General features: G+C 71.8%; 18 protein-coding genes. 8 read left to right on the top strand and 10 right to left on the bottom strand.

Annotated elements, in window-relative coordinates; all coding sequences use genetic code 11:
• Nucleotides 1–61: 61 nt before the first annotated feature.
• Nucleotides 62–703 (bottom strand): TrmH family RNA methyltransferase, encoded by a 642-nt coding sequence (locus FFS51_RS05795; RefSeq protein WP_056206345.1) that lies wholly within the window; start codon nucleotides 701–703, stop codon nucleotides 62–64.
• Between the two features lie 71 nt (nucleotides 704–774).
• Here FFS51_RS05795 and FFS51_RS05790 point away from each other — a divergent pair, with 71 nt between their 5' ends.
• Entirely contained in the window at nucleotides 775–2,082 is a 1,308-nt protein-coding gene (locus tag FFS51_RS05790) for an Nramp family divalent metal transporter (protein WP_171006115.1), read from the top strand.
• A gap of 10 nt (nucleotides 2,083–2,092) precedes the next feature.
• Nucleotides 2,093–2,752, top strand: coding sequence for a metal-dependent transcriptional regulator (locus FFS51_RS05785; protein WP_056206340.1), 660 nt, complete (start codon nucleotides 2,093–2,095; stop codon nucleotides 2,750–2,752).
• A 54-nt stretch (nucleotides 2,753–2,806) separates the two neighbouring features.
• Here the strand turns inward: FFS51_RS05785 and FFS51_RS05780 are convergent, their stop codons facing one another.
• Nucleotides 2,807–3,766 (bottom strand): SDR family NAD(P)-dependent oxidoreductase, encoded by a 960-nt coding sequence (locus tag FFS51_RS05780; protein ID WP_045246371.1) that lies wholly within the window; start codon nucleotides 3,764–3,766, stop codon nucleotides 2,807–2,809.
• Nucleotides 3,767–3,830: 64 nt separating this feature from the next.
• Here FFS51_RS05780 and FFS51_RS05775 point away from each other — a divergent pair, with 64 nt between their 5' ends.
• The gene (locus tag FFS51_RS05775) at nucleotides 3,831–4,640 is read left to right on the top strand and encodes an HAD-IIA family hydrolase (RefSeq protein ID WP_045246372.1); all 810 of its coding nucleotides are present in this window, start codon (nucleotides 3,831–3,833) and stop codon (nucleotides 4,638–4,640) included.
• Between the two features lie 60 nt (nucleotides 4,641–4,700).
• Here the strand turns inward: FFS51_RS05775 and FFS51_RS15015 are convergent, their stop codons facing one another.
• The 7 genes from FFS51_RS15015 to pyrE form a co-directional block, all read right to left on the bottom strand.
• A complete protein-coding gene (locus FFS51_RS15015; RefSeq protein WP_048809382.1) occupies nucleotides 4,701–4,853 on the bottom strand; it encodes a DUF8730 family Cys-rich protein in 153 nt (50 codons plus the stop codon).
• A 48-nt stretch (nucleotides 4,854–4,901) separates the two neighbouring features.
• Complete coding sequence (locus FFS51_RS05770; RefSeq protein WP_045246373.1) at nucleotides 4,902–5,171, bottom strand: metal-sensitive transcriptional regulator; 270 nt, start codon at nucleotides 5,169–5,171, stop codon at nucleotides 4,902–4,904.
• Nucleotides 5,161–5,457 carry a YgaP family membrane protein gene (locus tag FFS51_RS05765; protein WP_056206336.1) on the bottom strand — a complete coding sequence of 99 codons (297 nt, stop codon included), beginning with the start codon at nucleotides 5,455–5,457 and terminating at the stop codon, nucleotides 5,161–5,163. Before FFS51_RS05765 ends, FFS51_RS05770 begins: the two co-directional genes overlap by 11 nt.
• Nucleotides 5,450–7,162, bottom strand: coding sequence for an FAD-dependent oxidoreductase (locus FFS51_RS05760; protein ID WP_056518886.1), 1,713 nt, complete (start codon nucleotides 7,160–7,162; stop codon nucleotides 5,450–5,452). Before FFS51_RS05760 ends, FFS51_RS05765 begins: the two co-directional genes overlap by 8 nt.
• Nucleotides 7,155–7,280, bottom strand: a complete 126-nt coding sequence (locus FFS51_RS15010; protein ID WP_489433926.1) for a DUF8730 family Cys-rich protein — start codon at nucleotides 7,278–7,280, stop codon at nucleotides 7,155–7,157. Before FFS51_RS15010 ends, FFS51_RS05760 begins: the two co-directional genes overlap by 8 nt.
• Before the next feature lie 119 nt (nucleotides 7,281–7,399).
• Nucleotides 7,400–8,305: an ROK family protein gene (locus FFS51_RS05755; RefSeq protein WP_056206334.1), complete on the bottom strand. Its 906-nt coding sequence runs from the start codon at nucleotides 8,303–8,305 to the stop codon at nucleotides 7,400–7,402.
• 17 nt (nucleotides 8,306–8,322) lie between these two features.
• A complete protein-coding gene (gene pyrE, locus FFS51_RS05750) occupies nucleotides 8,323–8,901 on the bottom strand; it encodes an orotate phosphoribosyltransferase (protein ID WP_056206332.1) in 579 nt (192 codons plus the stop codon).
• 95 nt (nucleotides 8,902–8,996) lie between these two features.
• Here pyrE and FFS51_RS05745 point away from each other — a divergent pair, with 95 nt between their 5' ends.
• On the top strand, nucleotides 8,997–9,836 hold the full coding sequence (locus FFS51_RS05745; protein WP_045246378.1) for an exodeoxyribonuclease III: 840 nt from the start codon (nucleotides 8,997–8,999) through the stop codon (nucleotides 9,834–9,836).
• A gap of 58 nt (nucleotides 9,837–9,894) precedes the next feature.
• Here FFS51_RS05745 and FFS51_RS05740 read toward each other — a convergent pair whose 3' ends face one another.
• Nucleotides 9,895–10,335, bottom strand: coding sequence for a VOC family protein (locus FFS51_RS05740; protein ID WP_137877765.1), 441 nt, complete (start codon nucleotides 10,333–10,335; stop codon nucleotides 9,895–9,897).
• A 137-nt stretch (nucleotides 10,336–10,472) separates the two neighbouring features.
• On the opposite strand from FFS51_RS05740, the gene FFS51_RS05735 reads away from it, so the two are divergent.
• The 4 genes from FFS51_RS05735 to FFS51_RS05720 all read left to right on the top strand — a co-directional run bounded on the left by FFS51_RS05735 (nucleotide 10,473) and on the right by FFS51_RS05720 (nucleotide 14,568).
• Nucleotides 10,473–11,738: a sensor histidine kinase gene (locus FFS51_RS05735; RefSeq protein WP_056206331.1), complete on the top strand. Its 1,266-nt coding sequence runs from the start codon at nucleotides 10,473–10,475 to the stop codon at nucleotides 11,736–11,738.
• Nucleotides 11,739–11,773: 35 nt separating this feature from the next.
• Nucleotides 11,774–12,454 carry a response regulator gene (locus FFS51_RS05730; protein WP_056206432.1) on the top strand — a complete coding sequence of 227 codons (681 nt, stop codon included), beginning with the start codon at nucleotides 11,774–11,776 and terminating at the stop codon, nucleotides 12,452–12,454.
• Nucleotides 12,455–12,562: 108 nt separating this feature from the next.
• Nucleotides 12,563–13,447 carry an ABC transporter ATP-binding protein gene (locus FFS51_RS05725; protein ID WP_056518889.1) on the top strand — a complete coding sequence of 295 codons (885 nt, stop codon included), beginning with the start codon at nucleotides 12,563–12,565 and terminating at the stop codon, nucleotides 13,445–13,447.
• Nucleotides 13,444–14,568: an ABC transporter permease gene (locus FFS51_RS05720; RefSeq protein WP_056518891.1), complete on the top strand. Its 1,125-nt coding sequence runs from the start codon at nucleotides 13,444–13,446 to the stop codon at nucleotides 14,566–14,568. The genes FFS51_RS05725 and FFS51_RS05720 overlap by 4 nt, the downstream gene beginning before the upstream one ends.
• Nucleotide 14,569 lies beyond the last annotated feature (1 nt).

Below are 14,569 nucleotides of genomic sequence, written 5' to 3'. Positions count from 1 at the left end.
CCGCGGCATCGCCGCCGGTGAGCACAAGCCGCGAGGAGCCCGGGGTATTCCGCGGCATCCCTCAGCCGGCGTGACGCCGGCACCACTCGTACATGATGATCGCGGCGGCGGCCCCGGCGTTGATCGAGCGGGTCGACCCGTACTGGGTGATCTCGACCGTGGCGGATGCCGCGGCGAGCGCCTCGGGCGAGAGCCCCGGCCCTTCCTGGCCGAACAGCAGCACGCAGCGCTCGGGAAGGTCGGCCCGGTCGACGGGCACCGACCCGTCGACATTGTCGATCGCGATGACCGGCAGCTGCGCGGCGGCGGCCCAGGCGGTGAAGGCGGCGATGTCGTCGTGGTGCACGACGTGCTGGTAGCGGTCGGTGACCATGGCGCCGCGGCGGTTCCACCGCCGGCGCCCGATGATGTGCACGGTGTCGGCGAGGAACGCGTTGGCGCTGCGCACGATGGAGCCGATGTTGAGGTCGTGCTGCCAGTTCTCGATGGCGACGTGGAACGGATGCCGCCTCTCATCGAGGTCTGCGACGATCGCCGCCATGCGCCAGTACCGGTAGCGGTCGATGACGTTGCGGCGGTCGCCGTCGGCGAGCAGCTCGGGGTCGTAACGGTCGTCGTCGGGCCAGGCGGCGCCGCCTCCCGGCCAGGGACCGACGCCGTGCGCGAGTTCGGGCTCGTCAGGGTCGGCGGGGCTGTCGGTCACGGCTTTCACGGTAGTCGTCGCCCCGGGCGCTGAGGGTTTTCGGCGTACCGAAAAATGGGTAAGGTTTCGGCATGCCGAAAAATATGCGCAGCACGGCCGAGGTCGCCCTCGACCCGGCGCCGGCGCGCACCGCGCAGCCGCGGCTCGTGCTGCTGCTCGGCCCGGCGCTCGTCGCGGGGGTCGCCTACCTCGACCCGGGCAACGTCGCGAGCAACATGTCGGCCGGCGCCGCCTACGGCTACCTGCTCGTGTGGGTCATCGTCGCGGCGAACCTCACCGCCTGGCTCGTGCAGTACCTGTCGGCGAAGCTCGGCGTCGTCACCGGCGCGAGCCTGCCCGAGGTGCTCGGCAGCCGCATCCGCTCACCGTGGGGACGGCGCGCCTACTGGCTGCAGGCCGAGGTCGTCGCCATGGCCACCGACATCGCCGAGGTCATCGGCGGCGCGGTGGCGCTGCATCTGCTGTTCGGCCTCCCGCTCGTGCTCGGCGGGGCCATCACCGGCGCGATCTCCCTCGGCGTGCTCATCGTGCACAGCCGCGGCGGCGCCCGACGGTTCGAGCTCACGATCGCCGCGTTCCTCGTCGTCATCGTGGTGGGCTTCTCGGCGGGCGTGCTCATCGCCCCGCCCGATGCGGCCGGGGTGCTCGGCGGTCTCGTGCCGCGCTTCCAGGGCACCGACTCGGTGCTGCTGGCCGCGTCGATCCTCGGGGCGACGGTCATGCCGCATGCGATCTACGCGCACTCGGCGCTCACCCGCGACCGCTTCCACGGCACGCCGACGACGTCGCTCCCGCGCCGGGCGTCGACGCTGACGGATGCCGCCACCCGCCGCATCCTCGTCGCCACGCGCTGGGACGTCTCGATCGCGATGATCGTGGCCGGGTCGGTCAACCTCGTGATGCTGCTGATCGCGGCCGTCACCCTTCCGGGCGCGGCCGGAACCGACACCCTGGAGGGCGCGTACGCGGCGATCCGCGACAGCCTCGGCCCGATCATCGCGGTGCTCTTCGCGGTCGGGCTCCTCGCCAGCGGCCTCGCCAGCACGTCGGTCGGAGCGTATGCGGGCTCGGAGATCATGCACGGCCTCCTGCGCGTGCGGGTGCCGCTCGTCGCCCGCCGCATCGTCACCCTCGTTCCGGCGCTCGCGATCCTCGGGGCGGGTGTCGACCCGACCTGGGCGCTCGTGCTCAGTCAGGTCGTGCTGTCATTCGGCATCCCGTTCGCGATCGTCCCGCTCGTGTGGCTGACCTCCCGCCGGTCTGTGCTCGGCACCCACCGCAACCGGGGAGTGACGATCGCGCTGGGGGCCGTGGCATCCGTCCTTCTGGTGGCGTTGAACGCCGTGCTGCTCGTGCTGGTCACGACGGGCGCCGGATAACCTGGATGCCGTGTCCCCCGCGTCCTCGTCGAGTCCGGCCGTCGACGACTACCTGAAGACGATCTACCAGCACACCGAGTGGCAGCCGGACCGCATCACTCCCTCGCAGCTGGCGACCGTGCTCGGCCTCGCCCCGTCGAGCGTGACCGAGATGGTGCAGAAGCTCGCCGCTGCGGGTCTCGTGCGGCACCGCCCGTACGGCCCGATCGAGCTGACCAACGGCGGACTGCACCGCGCCGCGCAGATGGTGCGCCGCCACCGTCTCATCGAGACGTGGCTCGTGCAGGAGTTCGGCTACAGCTGGGACGAGGTGCACGACGAGGCCGAGGTGCTCGAGCACTCGCTGAGCGACCGGCTGCTCGAACGCATCGACGCCCGGCTCGGGCGGCCCCGGTTCGATCCGCACGGCGACGCGATCCCCGATGCCGACGGCGAGGTGGAGCGCGAGCCGTTCGTGCTGCTCGCCGAGGCCGAGACCGGGCATCGCGGACGGGTGCTGCGCGTGAGCGACTACGACCCGGCGCTGCTGCGCGCCCTCGAGCAGGCGGGGGTCGATGTGGGGCACACCGTCACGGTCGTGACCGCGGGCGCGAGCCCGGTGGTGACGCTCGACGGAGCCGCGGCGGCACTTCCCGACGGCGCGGCGACGGCGGTCTGGCTCAGCGCCTAGCGCCGCGCCGCACGGCGGCCCGCACCGACATCGCACCGCCGCGACCGGGCGCCCTCAGCGGCGCGCGGCCTCGAACGGCCAGCGCAGACGCGTCGCGTTCTCGCACGTCACCCAGTACCGCTCCGCGACGGCCGGATCCTGGGTGACCTTGGCGGGAGCCGCGAGCCGCGGCGGTCCGCTCGTCACCCGCGCCGGTCCCCAGAACTGCCCGCCGACGACGTCGGGATCGACGAGCGCGCGCACGAGCGGCCAGGCGCCGTGCTCCTTCGACTGGGTGAGGGGCGACTGGAGGTTGTCGACGAACCGGCCCAGGCGACTCGGCTCATTGACGCCCTGGATGCCGGCGGTGCGCCCGCTGACCGAATAGCCCGGGTGGGCGATGACGCTCGCGACCGGCACGCGCTCGGCGCGCAGGCGACGATCGGCCTCGAGGCCGAGCGCGGTGGTCGCGATCTTCGACTGCACGTAGGCGCGCCAGCCGGAGTAGCCCGAGGCGAGCTGCGGATCGACGGGATCGATGCGCCCGAGCGAGGTCGACATGCTGCCGAGCCACACCATGCGGCCGCGCGCGGCCGCGAGCGTGCGCAGCAGGGCGCCGGCGAGCGCGAAGTGACCGAGCGCGTTCGTCGCGAACACCAGCTCGTTGCCGTCGAAGGTCGTCTGCCGGTGCCGCGGCGGGTGCACCATGCCGGCGTTGAGCAGCAGTCCGTGCAGGCGCCCGCGATGCCGCACCGTCGCGGCGGCCGCACGCACCGAGCCCAGATTGGAGGTGTCGAGCAGCAGCGTCTCGATCGTGCCGCGATGCGGGGCATCCGCCGTGCGACCGAGCACGGCAGCCTTCGCCGCCGACAGCCGATGCGGGTTGCGGCCGGTCATGATGACGTGGGCGCCGCCGCGCACGAGCTGCTCGCACGAGAAATAGCCGAGCCCCGCGTTGGCACCCGTCACGAGATAGCTGCGCCCGCGCAGATCGGGCAGGTGCAGGGGGTTCCACTCAGCCGCTCTCGCGCTCACGGCTACGACCTTACGCCCGGGCCGTTTCACGGCGATGACGGATGCCGCACCCTAGGCTGAACACATGCGTACACGTGCCGACGTCGAGTGCTGGCTGACCGACATGGACGGGGTTCTCGTGCATGAGAACCAGGCGATCCCCGGAGCCGCCGAACTGCTCGCCCAGTGGACCGACACGGGCACGCCGTTCCTCGTGCTGACGAACAACTCGATCTTCACGCCGCGCGACCTGAGTGCGCGCCTGCGGGCATCGGGGCTCATCGTGCCCGAGACCGCGATCTGGACGTCGGCGCTCGCGACCGCCGACTTCCTGAAGGCGCAGGCGCCGGGCGGATCGGCGTTCGTGATCGGCGAGGCCGGCCTCACCACGGCGCTGCACGAGGCGGGCTTCATCCTCACCGAGACGATGCCCGACTACGTCGTGGTCGGCGAGACCCGCAACTACTCGTTCGAGGCGATCACGAAGGCGATCCGCTACATCGCCGCGGGTGCCCGCTTCATCGCCACGAACCCCGACGCGACCGGCCCGTCGGTCGACGGCATCCTGCCCGCGACCGGCGCGATCACCGCCCTCATCACGAAGGCGACCGGCCGCGAGCCGTACGTCGTGGGCAAGCCGAATCCGATGATGTTCCGCTCGGCGCTCAACCGCATCGGCGCGCACTCCGAGTCGACCGGGATGATCGGCGACCGCATGGACACCGACGTGGTCGCCGGCATCGAGGCGGGACTGCACACGGTGCTCGTCATGACCGGCATCAGCGACCCCGCCGAGATCGAGCGGTTCCCGTTCCGTCCCGACGAGGTCCTCACCTCGGTCGCCGACCTCATCCAGCGCGCCCCCGTCGAGTCGGACCTGCCCGAGGTCGACTGAGCCGCGGCATCCGCCCGTCGTCACCGAGAGCGGATGCCTCGCCTCAGCGCAGCACGAGGGTCAGCGCGCGAAGAGCCGCGAGAACAGACTCGTCTTCTCGTGTCCCTGGCATCGCTGGGACTGGGGAATGCCCCGCATGACCTGGTCGACGTGCTGCCCGCAGCCTCGCCAGGTGGTTTTGCCGCAGGTGCGGCAGGTGACGGTCGTGCACATGATGCTCTCCGTAGGTGTTCGTGGGTGTGGTGCTGTTCGCCGAGCCCGTCAGGCGAGCATCAGGAAGAGCTTCTCGAGTTCGTCGGTGCTCAGCCCCGGCTCGGCGCTCTCGGGATCGGCGAGGCACTCCTTCATCGCCGTCGAGACGATCGCGAATCCCGCACGGTCGAGCGCGCTCGAGACGGCGGCGAGCTGGGTGACGATGTCACGGCACGGCTTGTCCTGCTCCACGGCGGCGATCACCGCATCGAGTTGTCCTCGCGCGCGACGCAGGCGGTGCAGGATGCGCTTCTGCGCTTCGGGGTCATCAGTCTTCATGGACATCCTCTCGGGGGTGATCGGTCGACGGCGCCGCCGCCGGATTCGACTCGCGCCCGGCTTCGTCGGAACGCCGGCGTCGGCGCGAGATCGGGGAGTCGACGCAGCGACCGGTGATGGCGGAGAAGGCGAGCAGCAGCCCGCCGATTGCGGCCGGAATCGCCGCCCAGGGCTGGTCCGACAGGCCGGCGGCGGCCGACAGGAGGACGACGGCACCTGCGATGTACACAGCGCGCTCGCCGGGCGGCGCGGCGCAGACCGGGAGCCGCGGCACCCGGTCACGCATGCTGCATCGCCTCGGGCCGCTCGAGGATCTCGCTGGCCTCGCCGCCCCACCATGCACGGAGGGTGAGCATTCCGCCCGAAAGCGATGCCGAGTCGAACCCCTCTTGCGCGAGGACCCGATGAGCAATCGCCGAACGCACCCCGGATTGGCACATCACGCGGATCGGACGGCCGCCCGCGGCCGACCGAACCTCCTCGATGCGCCCCCGCAGCTCGGTGTGCGGGATGTGCATCGCGCCACGTACTGCGCCTGCGGCGACCTCTGCCGCCGTGCGGACGTCCAGGAGAAGCGCCCGGTCGAGTACCGCGGCGAGCTCGTCGGCGTACCAGAGGCGCAGCGCACCGGTGCGCACGTTCTCACCCAGCATCCCGGTGAGGTTGACGGGGTCCTTCGCCTGCCCGAACGGCGGCGAGTATGCGAGGTCGAGGTCGATGAGGTCCTCGACCGAGAGCCCGGCGCGAATCGCTGTCGCAAGCACGTCGATCCGCTTATCGACGCCGTCCCGTCCTACGGCTTGGGCCCCCAGAAGACGACCGTTCGATGTCGCCGCGTGCACGACGAGGTGCACCTGTGTGGCGCCGGGGAAGTATCCGGCGTGCTGGTTCGGGTGGAGGTGCAGGGTGACGTAGTCGACCTCAGCCGCGTCGAGCGCCTGTCGGTTCGCCCCGGTCAGCGCGGCGACCTGGTCGCCGACGCGAACGATCGCCGTGCCCGTCGGCGCCGGCAGCATGCGGGCGTGCTCGGGCCGGAAGATGGCGTCGGCGACGAGGCGTCCGACGCGATTGGCGGGGCCGGCGAGGGCGATCGGCCGCCGTGCGCCGGTCACCCCGTCGACACTGAGCACAGCGTCACCGACGGCCCAGACGTTCGGGACTGTCGTTCGACCGTGCCCGTCGACGATGATCGCTCCGCGCTCGCAGCCCACGCCTGCCGCCTCGAACACTTCGGTGTCCGGCCGCACGCCGACAGAGAGAACGACGAGATCGGCGGCGAGTCTGGCTCCGTCGCCGAGGATGACGACGTCCTCCTCATCGTGTTGCTCGATGGCGTCGGCTGCGACGCCGAGGTGCAGATCGACGCCCAGGGCACGAAGCTCGGCAGTGACCACAGCCGCGAGCTCTCGCTCGAGCGGCGGGAGGGGGTGGGAGGCGACGTCCACCAGGCTGACCGCGAGTCCGCGACGAGCGATGACTTCCGCGGCCTCGATCCCGATGAAACCGGCACCGAGCACCACCGCGCGGCGGATGCCGCGGTCGACGGTGCGACGCAGCGACGTTGCATCGTCGACGGATCGGAGCGTGCGTACTCGCGGGGAGTCGAGACCGGGGATCGGGGGGCGCACCGGCCGAGCGCCCGGGGCGAGGATCAGGTCGTCGTAGGCGATCTCATAGTCGCCGTCGATCGTGCGAACGCTGACGACGCGACGTGTGATGTCGAGACCGAGCACGTCATGTCCGGTGCGCACATCTAGTGCGAGCGCGGCCCGCAGCGAGCTCGGTGTCTGCACGAGGAGCGAGTTCTCGTCGGCGATCTCTCCTCCCACGAAGTAGGGCAATCCGCAGTTGGCGAAGGAGACATAGGCCCCACGCTCGAGCACGACGATCTCCGCGCGCTCGTCCAGTCGGCGGGCGCGAGCCGCTGCGCTCATGCCTCCGGCAACGCCCCCCACGATGACCAGGCGATGAGGTGCTCCGCTCTCACGCATCGGGGTGCCCCGGGCAGCGCTCCGACGGGTCCACGCCGCGCAGGGCGTCCTCGACGTGCTGGCCGCACCCCGTCCAGGTGGCTTTGCCGCATTCAGGGCAGGTGATTCGACTGCACATGGCATTCCTCTCGACGGAGCGAAGCTATACCCCCTGGGGTACTTGGGTCAAATACGGGTGGGGGTATCCATCGATCCAAGAGCGATCCGCCCGTCGTCACCGAGAGCGGATGCCTCGCCTCAGCGCAGCACGAGGGCGGCGGCGCCGATCAGCGGGCCGTCGCCGGCGAGTCCGCTCGGCACGACCCGCGTCGCCCGCGAGAACGGCAGAGCCGCGCTCTCGCGCAGCGAGGCCTGCACGAGGTCGATGTAGTCGGGCGTGACGGTCGAGAAGCCCCCGCCGATCGCGACGGCCTCGAGGTCGATGAGGGTCGCGGCGTCGGCGAGCACGATGCCCACCGCCCGCGCCGAGCGCTCGATCGCGGCGCGCGCGACCGGGTCGCCCGCGGCGGCGTCGCGGGCGAGGTCCTCACCACGCTCGCCGCCCCACCCCTGGGCCTGCGCCCAGCGCACGCTCGAGGGGCCGGATGCCACGTGCTCGAGGGTCGGGCCGAATCCCTCGAACCCGGCGGGAGCCGACACCTGCCCGATGTGGCCGGCGTTGCCGGTGCCGCCGCCGACGAGCGCGCCGTCGACGACGAGTCCACCGCCGACGCCCGTCGAGACCACGATCGACATCGACGCGCGGGTTCCGGCGGTCGCGCCGATCCAGTTCTCGGCGAGCGCGATGCAGCCGCCGTCGTGGCGCAGTCGCACCGGCACGCCGCGGCCGACCACGCGCCGCACCGCATCGGCGAGCGCGAACCCGTGTACGCCGGGCATGTTCACCGGGTCGATCGTCTCGCGCACCGCATCGATCGGGCCGGCCGCGCCGATGCCGACGCCCACGAGCTCGTCGTCGGGGCCGAGCGCGGCGACGGCAGCGCTCACGACCGCGGCGGCCGCGGCATCCAATCGGGCAGGATCGGTGTCAGGCCCGGTAGGTCGCCGGGTGCGGCCGACAGCGCGCACGAGACCGGATGCCTCGACGAGCGCGGCTTCGATCTTCGTGCCGCCGAGGTCGACGGCGAGAGCGACGGTGCTCATGCGGGGTACTCCCGGGGCTACTGGGGGTCGAGACCGAGGTCGTCGAGGTCGATCGCCGCGAGCCACTGCAGGCCCTCGGCCTCGATCGCCGCCTGGGCGCCCGTGCGACGGTCGACGATCACCGCGACCGCGACTGGCTCGGCGCCTTCGCGGCGCAGCGCCTCGACCGCCTTCAGGGCGGACTGGCCGGTGGTCGAGGTGTCCTCGAGCACGACGACGCGCTTGCCCGCGACATCCGCTCCCTCGATCTGACGGCCGCGGCCGTGGTCCTTGGGCTCCTTGCGCACGACGAAGGCGTCGAGCGGGCGACCGGCGTGCACCGACTCGTGCAGCACGGCATTGGCGATCGGGTCGGCGCCGAGGGTGAGCCCGCCGACGGCGACGATGCCGTCGACGTCGCGAATGAGGTCGAGCATGATGCGACCGATCGCGGGGGCGGCCCGATGGTCGAGCGTGAGCTTGCGCATGTCGACGTAGTACGTCGCCCGCTTGCCGCTGGAGAGGATGAAGTCGCCGTGGAACACGGCCTCGTCCTTGATGAGCGCGATGAGCGCCTGACGGTCGGATTCGAGCTCGGGCGCGGAGGCAGCGGTCACGCCTCCGAGTGTAGGGCGGGGCGCGGCATCCGCCCGTCACGCCGGACCCGCCGCGACCCGGACTCGGCGTCGGGGGTGCGCCCTAGGCTGGGGCCATGCGGCTTGCGACCTGGAACGTCAACTCCATCCGCGCACGGGTCGTGCGCACCGTCGAGTTCTGCGTGCGAGAGAACATCGATGTGCTCGCCATGCAGGAGATCAAGTGCAAGCCCGAGCAGTTCCCCTACGCCGAGTTCGAGGCGGCGGGCTACCAGGTCGTCGCGCACGGGCACAACCAGTGGAACGGCGTCGCGATCGCGAGCCGTGAGCCCATCGAGGACGTCTCGTTCGCCTTCGACGGCATGCCGGGCTTCCAGAAGGGCTACGACGGACCGGATGCCCCGCAGGAGGCGCGTGCGCTCGGCGCGACGATCGACGGCGTGCGGGTGTGGAGCCTGTACGTTCCCAACGGCCGTGGGCTCGACGACCCGCACTACCGCTACAAGCTCGAGTGGCTCGCCGCGCTGCAGGGCTACACGCGCGGGGCGCTCGGCGCCGACCCCGACCTGCCTCTCGCGCTCGTCGGAGACTTCAACATCGCGCCCCTCGACGCCGACAACGGCGACCCGACCGTCGTCGAGGGCGTGACGACGCACGTGTCCCCGCCCGAGCGAGAGGCGTTCCAGGCGCTCCTCGATGCGGGGCTCAGCGACGTCGTGCGGCCGCTCGTGCCGACCGGCTACACCTACTGGGACTACAAGCAGCTGCGCTTCCCCCGCAACGAGGGCCTGCGCATCGACTTCGTGCTCGGTTCGCACGCGTTCGCCGACGCGGTCGCGGGAGCCTCGATCGCGCGCGACGAGCGCAAGGGAGAGATCCCGAGCGATCACGTGCCCGTCGTCGTCGACCTCGATCTCGAGGGTCCCGATGACGACGACCGCCCGATGATCTTCTGACCCGCGCCCCGCGCGCGCCCGGGATCGACGATCCGCTCGCGCGCGGGAACCGCCGCGATCAGCCCTGTTCGGCGGTGTACGCCTCGGGACCTTGGGCCGCGGCCGCCGGATCCATCCACAGGAACGACAGGATGTTGCCATCCGGGTCCTCGAGGTCGCGCGAGTACATGAAGCCGAGGTCCTGAGCCGGGCGCGGCTCGACGCCGCCGGCATCCAGACCCTTCGTGAGCGTCGCATCGACGTGCTCGCGCGAGTCGCGGGTGAGCGCGATCATCGTCTGCACCTCGGCGCGCGGGTCGCCGATGGGCTTGTCGGTGAAGGTCGCGAAGAAGTCGCGGCGCAGCACCATGAAGAACACGGTGTCGCTCCACACCACACACGCCGCGTTCTCGTCCGTGAACAGCGGGTTGATCTGGCAGCCGAGCGCCTCATAGAACGCGATGCTGCGGGTGAGGTCTTCGGTGGTGACGTTGACGAACACCATCTGCGGAACGGACATGGCGACTCCTCGGCCTCGGGCGCGCGGGCTGCGCGCAGGATGAGCCTCGGTCCGCGTCGGCGCCGTGTCAAGTGCGCGCGCTCCTCTCCTCCGCAGGGGGGATGCCGCGGCGCATCGCCCGCCCATAGGTTGGAGGGATGTCCCCCCTTCCCCCGCCGCTGCGCCCGCTGCCGCTCGGGCGGCGCGAGCAGCGCGTCGATCTGGTGATCGCCGCCGGGGTCTTCGTGCTCGCGCTCGTGAGCGTGGCGCTGTCGGCGATCGGCGGTCTGTGGGGTGCGGCGCAGGCGCCGCTCGCGGTGGGCATCGCCTACGCCGCGGTGCTGGCGGCGCCCCTCGCCCTGCGACGCCGGTGGCCGGGGATCGTGACGGCGATCGTGTCGGCCGCGTACTTCGTGGCGGTGACCGCCCACATCCCCGAGGTGCTCGTCGGCAACATCGCGGTGTTCCTCGCGTTCTACTCGATCGGCGCGTGGACGCCGAACCGCCGCCGCGCGAACCTCGTGCGCGCGGCGATCGTCGTCGCGATGTTCGCGTGGCTCGTGGTGTCGATGTTCGAGGCCGCGACGACCGCGACCTCGACCGACGTGCCCCAGGGTGTCGCACTGTCACCCGCGATCGCGCAGGTGCTGCTGAGCGTGCTGATCAACGTGCTCTACTTCGGCGCCGCATGGGGCTTCGGAGACAGGGCGTGGACCGCGGGGGTGCAGCGCCGGGTTCTCGAGGAGCGCACCGCCGAGCTCGAGCGCGAGCGCGAGGTGACGGCCTCACAGGCGGTCGCGCTCGAGCGGGTGCGCATCGCCCGCGAGCTGCACGATGTCGTCGCCCACCACGTGTCGCTCATGGGCGTGCAGGCGGGGGTCGCGCGCACAGTGATGGCCTCCGACCCGGCGCTCGCGACCACCTCCCTCACGCAGGTCGAGGGGTCGGCCCGCTCGGCTCTCGCCGAGCTGCGGCAGCTGCTCGAGACGCTGCGCACCTCTCCCGACGCGGATGCCGCACCCCAGCCGTCGCTGTCGCTCGACGCGATCGAGACGCTGGTGACGAATGCCGCGGCCGCCGGCCTCCCGACGACCCTCACGACGGTCGGCGCACCGTGCGAGGTGCCCGATCTCGTGCAGGTGAACCTCGTGCGCATCGCCCAGGAGGCGCTCACCAACGCGCGCCGTCACGGCGGCCACGACGCGACCGCCGACGTGCGTCTGCGCTTCGAGGCCGACGCGGTCGAGCTGGAGGTCGCGAACACCGGGCGGGTGGCGGCATCCGTCACCCCCGGCCTCGGGATGGTCGGCATGCGCGAGCGCGTGACGGTGTCGGGCGGAACCCTGGAGCTCATCCCCCGCACCGGCGGCGGCTTCATCGTGCGGGCGCGGGTGCCGCTGGCCCGGGTGGAGCAGACCCCGTGAGCGCCGTGCGGGTGGTGCTGGTCGATGACCACGCGATGATGCGGGCCGGGTTCCGGGCGATCCTCGACGCGCAAACCGGGATCGAGGTCGTCGGGGAGGCGCCCACCGGACGCCGCGCGCTCGAGGTGGTGCGTGAGACGCGCCCCGACGTCGTGTGCATGGACGTGCAGATGCCCGACATGGACGGCCTCGAAGCGACCCGCCTGCTGACGGCGGATCCCGTCGTCGAGGCACGCGTGCTGGTGGTCACGACGTTCGACCGCGACGACTACTTGTTCCAGGCGCTCGATGCCGGAGCCAGCGGCTTCCTGCTGAAGAACGCCGGCCCCGAGGAGATCGTGCGCGCGGTGCGGGCGGTCGCGGCCGGCGACGCCCTGCTCGCGCCCGAGGTCACCCGTCGCGTGATCGAGCGGTTCGCCGCGGCATCCGCCGGTCACCCGCCGGTCACCGCTGCCCGCCCGGCCGGCGCGGCCGTGGTGGTCGCGCCGGCCGAGCCGGCGACGACGGATGACGCGCACCTCGAGCCCGCCCTCACCGACCGCGAGCGCGACGTGCTGCGGCTGATGACCGACGCGCTCTCGAACGCCGAGATCGCCGCGCGGCTCTACATCGGGGAGGCGACGGTGAAGACGCACGTGTCGAACGTGCTGCGCGCTCTCGGCGCCCGCGACCGGGTGCAGGCGATCGTGCTCGCCTACCGGCGCGGGCTCGTCTGAGGGCCCGCCCGCCGCGCGGCGGAGGGGCACGCCCACACGATCCACCCGTGGGGGGAGGCGCGGGGGCTGCGGCATCCGTAGGTTCGAGACGACCCCCGAGGAGGATCCATGCTCGAACTGCAGGGTGTGACCAAGAGCTACGGCGGACGCCGGGTGCTCGACGGCGTCGGCTTCCGCGTGACCGGCGGCGCGCTCACCGGCTTCGTCGGCGGCAACGGCGCCGGCAAGACGACCACGATGCGCATCGCGCTGGGCGTGCTCGCCGCCGACGGCGGCAGCGTGCTGCTCGACGGCGCCCCGGTGAGCCGCGACGACCGTCGCCGCTTCGGCTACATGCCCGAGGAGCGCGGGCTCTACCCGAAGATGAAGGTCGGCGAGCACATCGCCTATCTCGCCCGCCTGCACGGTTACGGCAAGACGGATGCCGCGCGACAGGCGAACGACCTGCTCGAGCGTCTCGGGCTCGGCGAGCGCCTCGGCGACAACATCGAGACGCTCTCGCTCGGCAACCAGCAGCGGGCCCAGATCGCGGCGGCGCTCGTGCACGACCCCGAGGTGCTGATCCTCGACGAGCCGTTCTCCGGACTCGACCCGCTCGCCGTCGACGTCGTCGCCGGTGTGCTGCACGAGCGAGCGCAGCGCGGCGCCGCGGTGCTGTTCTCGTCGCACCAGCTCGACGTCGTCGAGCGCCTCTGCGACGAGCTCGTGATCATCGCCGGCGGCACGATCCGCGCGGCCGGCACTCGCGCCGAGCTGCGAGCGCAGCACGAAGCGCACCGGTTCGAGCTCGTCTCGGCGACGGATGCCGGGTGGCTCCGCGGCGAGCCGGGCGTCACCGTCGTCGAGTTCGCCGGCGGCCACGCCGTGTTCGACGTCGACGACGACCAGACCGCGCAGCGGGTGCTGCGCCGCGCGGTCGAGCTCGGTGACGTGGCGACGTTCACCGCGCAGCATCCTTCCCTCGCCCAGATCTTCAAGGAGGTCGTGAAATGACCCGTCTGCACCCCGCCGCCCCCTCGGCGGCCCAGGGCGTCTGGCTCGTCGCCGAGCGCGAGATCGGCTCGCGTCTGCGCAGCAAGGCGTTCGTGATCTCGACCCTGATCCTCTTCGCGATCGCGCTCGGCGGTGTCATCTGGGGCGGTTTCGCGGCGAAGAACGTCTCCGACACCAAGGTCGCGGTGACCGCCGAGACGGCGACCGTCGTCGCCGGGCTCCCGGGGCTCGAGGTCACCACCGCCGCCACGACGGAGGCCGCGCTCGCCGCCGTGCGCGACGGCGACGTGAAAGCCGCGATCGTGCCGTCTGCGGACGTGCCGGGGGCCGCGGCATCCACCTCGCCCTTCCCCTACACGGTCGTCGGCGACCAGGACGTGCCACAGAGCCTCGTCGCGCAGCTGAGCGCGACCCCGCAGGTGCATCTGCTCGACCCGCCGTCGACCGACGGGATGCTGCGCTACTTCGCCGCGATCGGCTTCGGCGTCGTCTTCCTCATGGCCGCCTCGACCTTCGGCGGCACGATCGCCCAGTCGGTCGTCGAGGAGAAGCAGACCCGCGTGGTCGAGCTGCTGATCTCGGCGATCCCGGTGCGGGTGCTGCTGGCGGGCAAGGTGATCGGCAACACGATCCTCGCGATGGCGCAGATCCTCGTGCTCGCGGCGATCGCGATCGTCGGGCTCTCGATCACCGGCCAGGACGCCGTGCTCACCGGCCTCGGCGCCCCGATCGTGTGGTTCGCGGTGTTCTTCCTGTTCGGCTTCATCCTGCTCGCGTCGCTGTTCGCCGCGGCCGGCAGCATGGTGTCCCGCCAGGAGGACATCGGGTCGACGACCTTCCCGCTCACGATGCTCGTGATGCTGCCCTACTTCCTCGTGATCTTCTTCAACGACAACCCCGTCGTACTCGCGGTCATGTCGTACGTGCCGTTCTCGGCGCCGGTCGCGATGCCGCTGCGGCTCTACCTCGGCACCGCGCAGGTGTGGGAGCCGATCGTGGCGCTGATCGTGCTCATCGCGACATGCGTCGGCGCCGTGCTCGTCGGGGCGCGCATCTACCAGAACACGCTGCTGCGCATGGGCGCGCGCGTGAAGCTGAGCGAGGCGCTCAGCCGCGCATAGC

Origin of the sequence: Microbacterium sp. 4NA327F11 (assembly GCF_005503465.1) — a bacterium.
Taxonomy (GTDB): Bacteria; Actinomycetota; Actinomycetes; order Actinomycetales; family Microbacteriaceae; genus Microbacterium; species Microbacterium ginsengisoli.
The sequence above is the reverse complement of the archived record's forward strand: the minus strand, read 5'-3'. Positions and strand labels throughout refer to the sequence as shown.

What these genes read in the sequence shown, in the direction of transcription:
- FFS51_RS05790 (WP_171006115.1), top strand. Translation starts at nt 775, where the DNA reads ATGCCGAAAAATATGCGCAGCACGGCCGAGGTCGCCCTCGACCCGGCG.
- FFS51_RS05775 (WP_045246372.1), top strand. Translation starts at nt 3,831, where the DNA reads ATGCGTACACGTGCCGACGTCGAGTGCTGGCTGACCGACATGGACGGG.
- FFS51_RS15015 (WP_048809382.1), bottom strand. Translation starts at nt 4,853, where the DNA reads ATGTGCACGACCGTCACCTGCCGCACCTGCGGCAAAACCACCTGGCGA.
- FFS51_RS05770 (WP_045246373.1), bottom strand. Translation starts at nt 5,171, where the DNA reads ATGAAGACTGATGACCCCGAAGCGCAGAAGCGCATCCTGCACCGCCTG.
- FFS51_RS05765 (WP_056206336.1), bottom strand. Translation starts at nt 5,457, where the DNA reads ATGCGTGACCGGGTGCCGCGGCTCCCGGTCTGCGCCGCGCCGCCCGGC.
- FFS51_RS05760 (WP_056518886.1), bottom strand. Translation starts at nt 7,162, where the DNA reads ATGCGTGAGAGCGGAGCACCTCATCGCCTGGTCATCGTGGGGGGCGTT.
- FFS51_RS15010 (WP_489433926.1), bottom strand. Translation starts at nt 7,280, where the DNA reads ATGTGCAGTCGAATCACCTGCCCTGAATGCGGCAAAGCCACCTGGACG.
- FFS51_RS05755 (WP_056206334.1), bottom strand. Translation starts at nt 8,305, where the DNA reads ATGAGCACCGTCGCTCTCGCCGTCGACCTCGGCGGCACGAAGATCGAA.
- FFS51_RS05745 (WP_045246378.1), top strand. Translation starts at nt 8,997, where the DNA reads ATGCGGCTTGCGACCTGGAACGTCAACTCCATCCGCGCACGGGTCGTG.
- FFS51_RS05740 (WP_137877765.1), bottom strand. Translation starts at nt 10,335, where the DNA reads ATGTCCGTTCCGCAGATGGTGTTCGTCAACGTCACCACCGAAGACCTC.
- FFS51_RS05735 (WP_056206331.1), top strand. Translation starts at nt 10,473, where the DNA reads ATGTCCCCCCTTCCCCCGCCGCTGCGCCCGCTGCCGCTCGGGCGGCGC.
- FFS51_RS05730 (WP_056206432.1), top strand. Translation starts at nt 11,774, where the DNA reads ATGATGCGGGCCGGGTTCCGGGCGATCCTCGACGCGCAAACCGGGATC.
- FFS51_RS05725 (WP_056518889.1), top strand. Translation starts at nt 12,563, where the DNA reads ATGCTCGAACTGCAGGGTGTGACCAAGAGCTACGGCGGACGCCGGGTG.
- FFS51_RS05720 (WP_056518891.1), top strand. Translation starts at nt 13,444, where the DNA reads ATGACCCGTCTGCACCCCGCCGCCCCCTCGGCGGCCCAGGGCGTCTGG.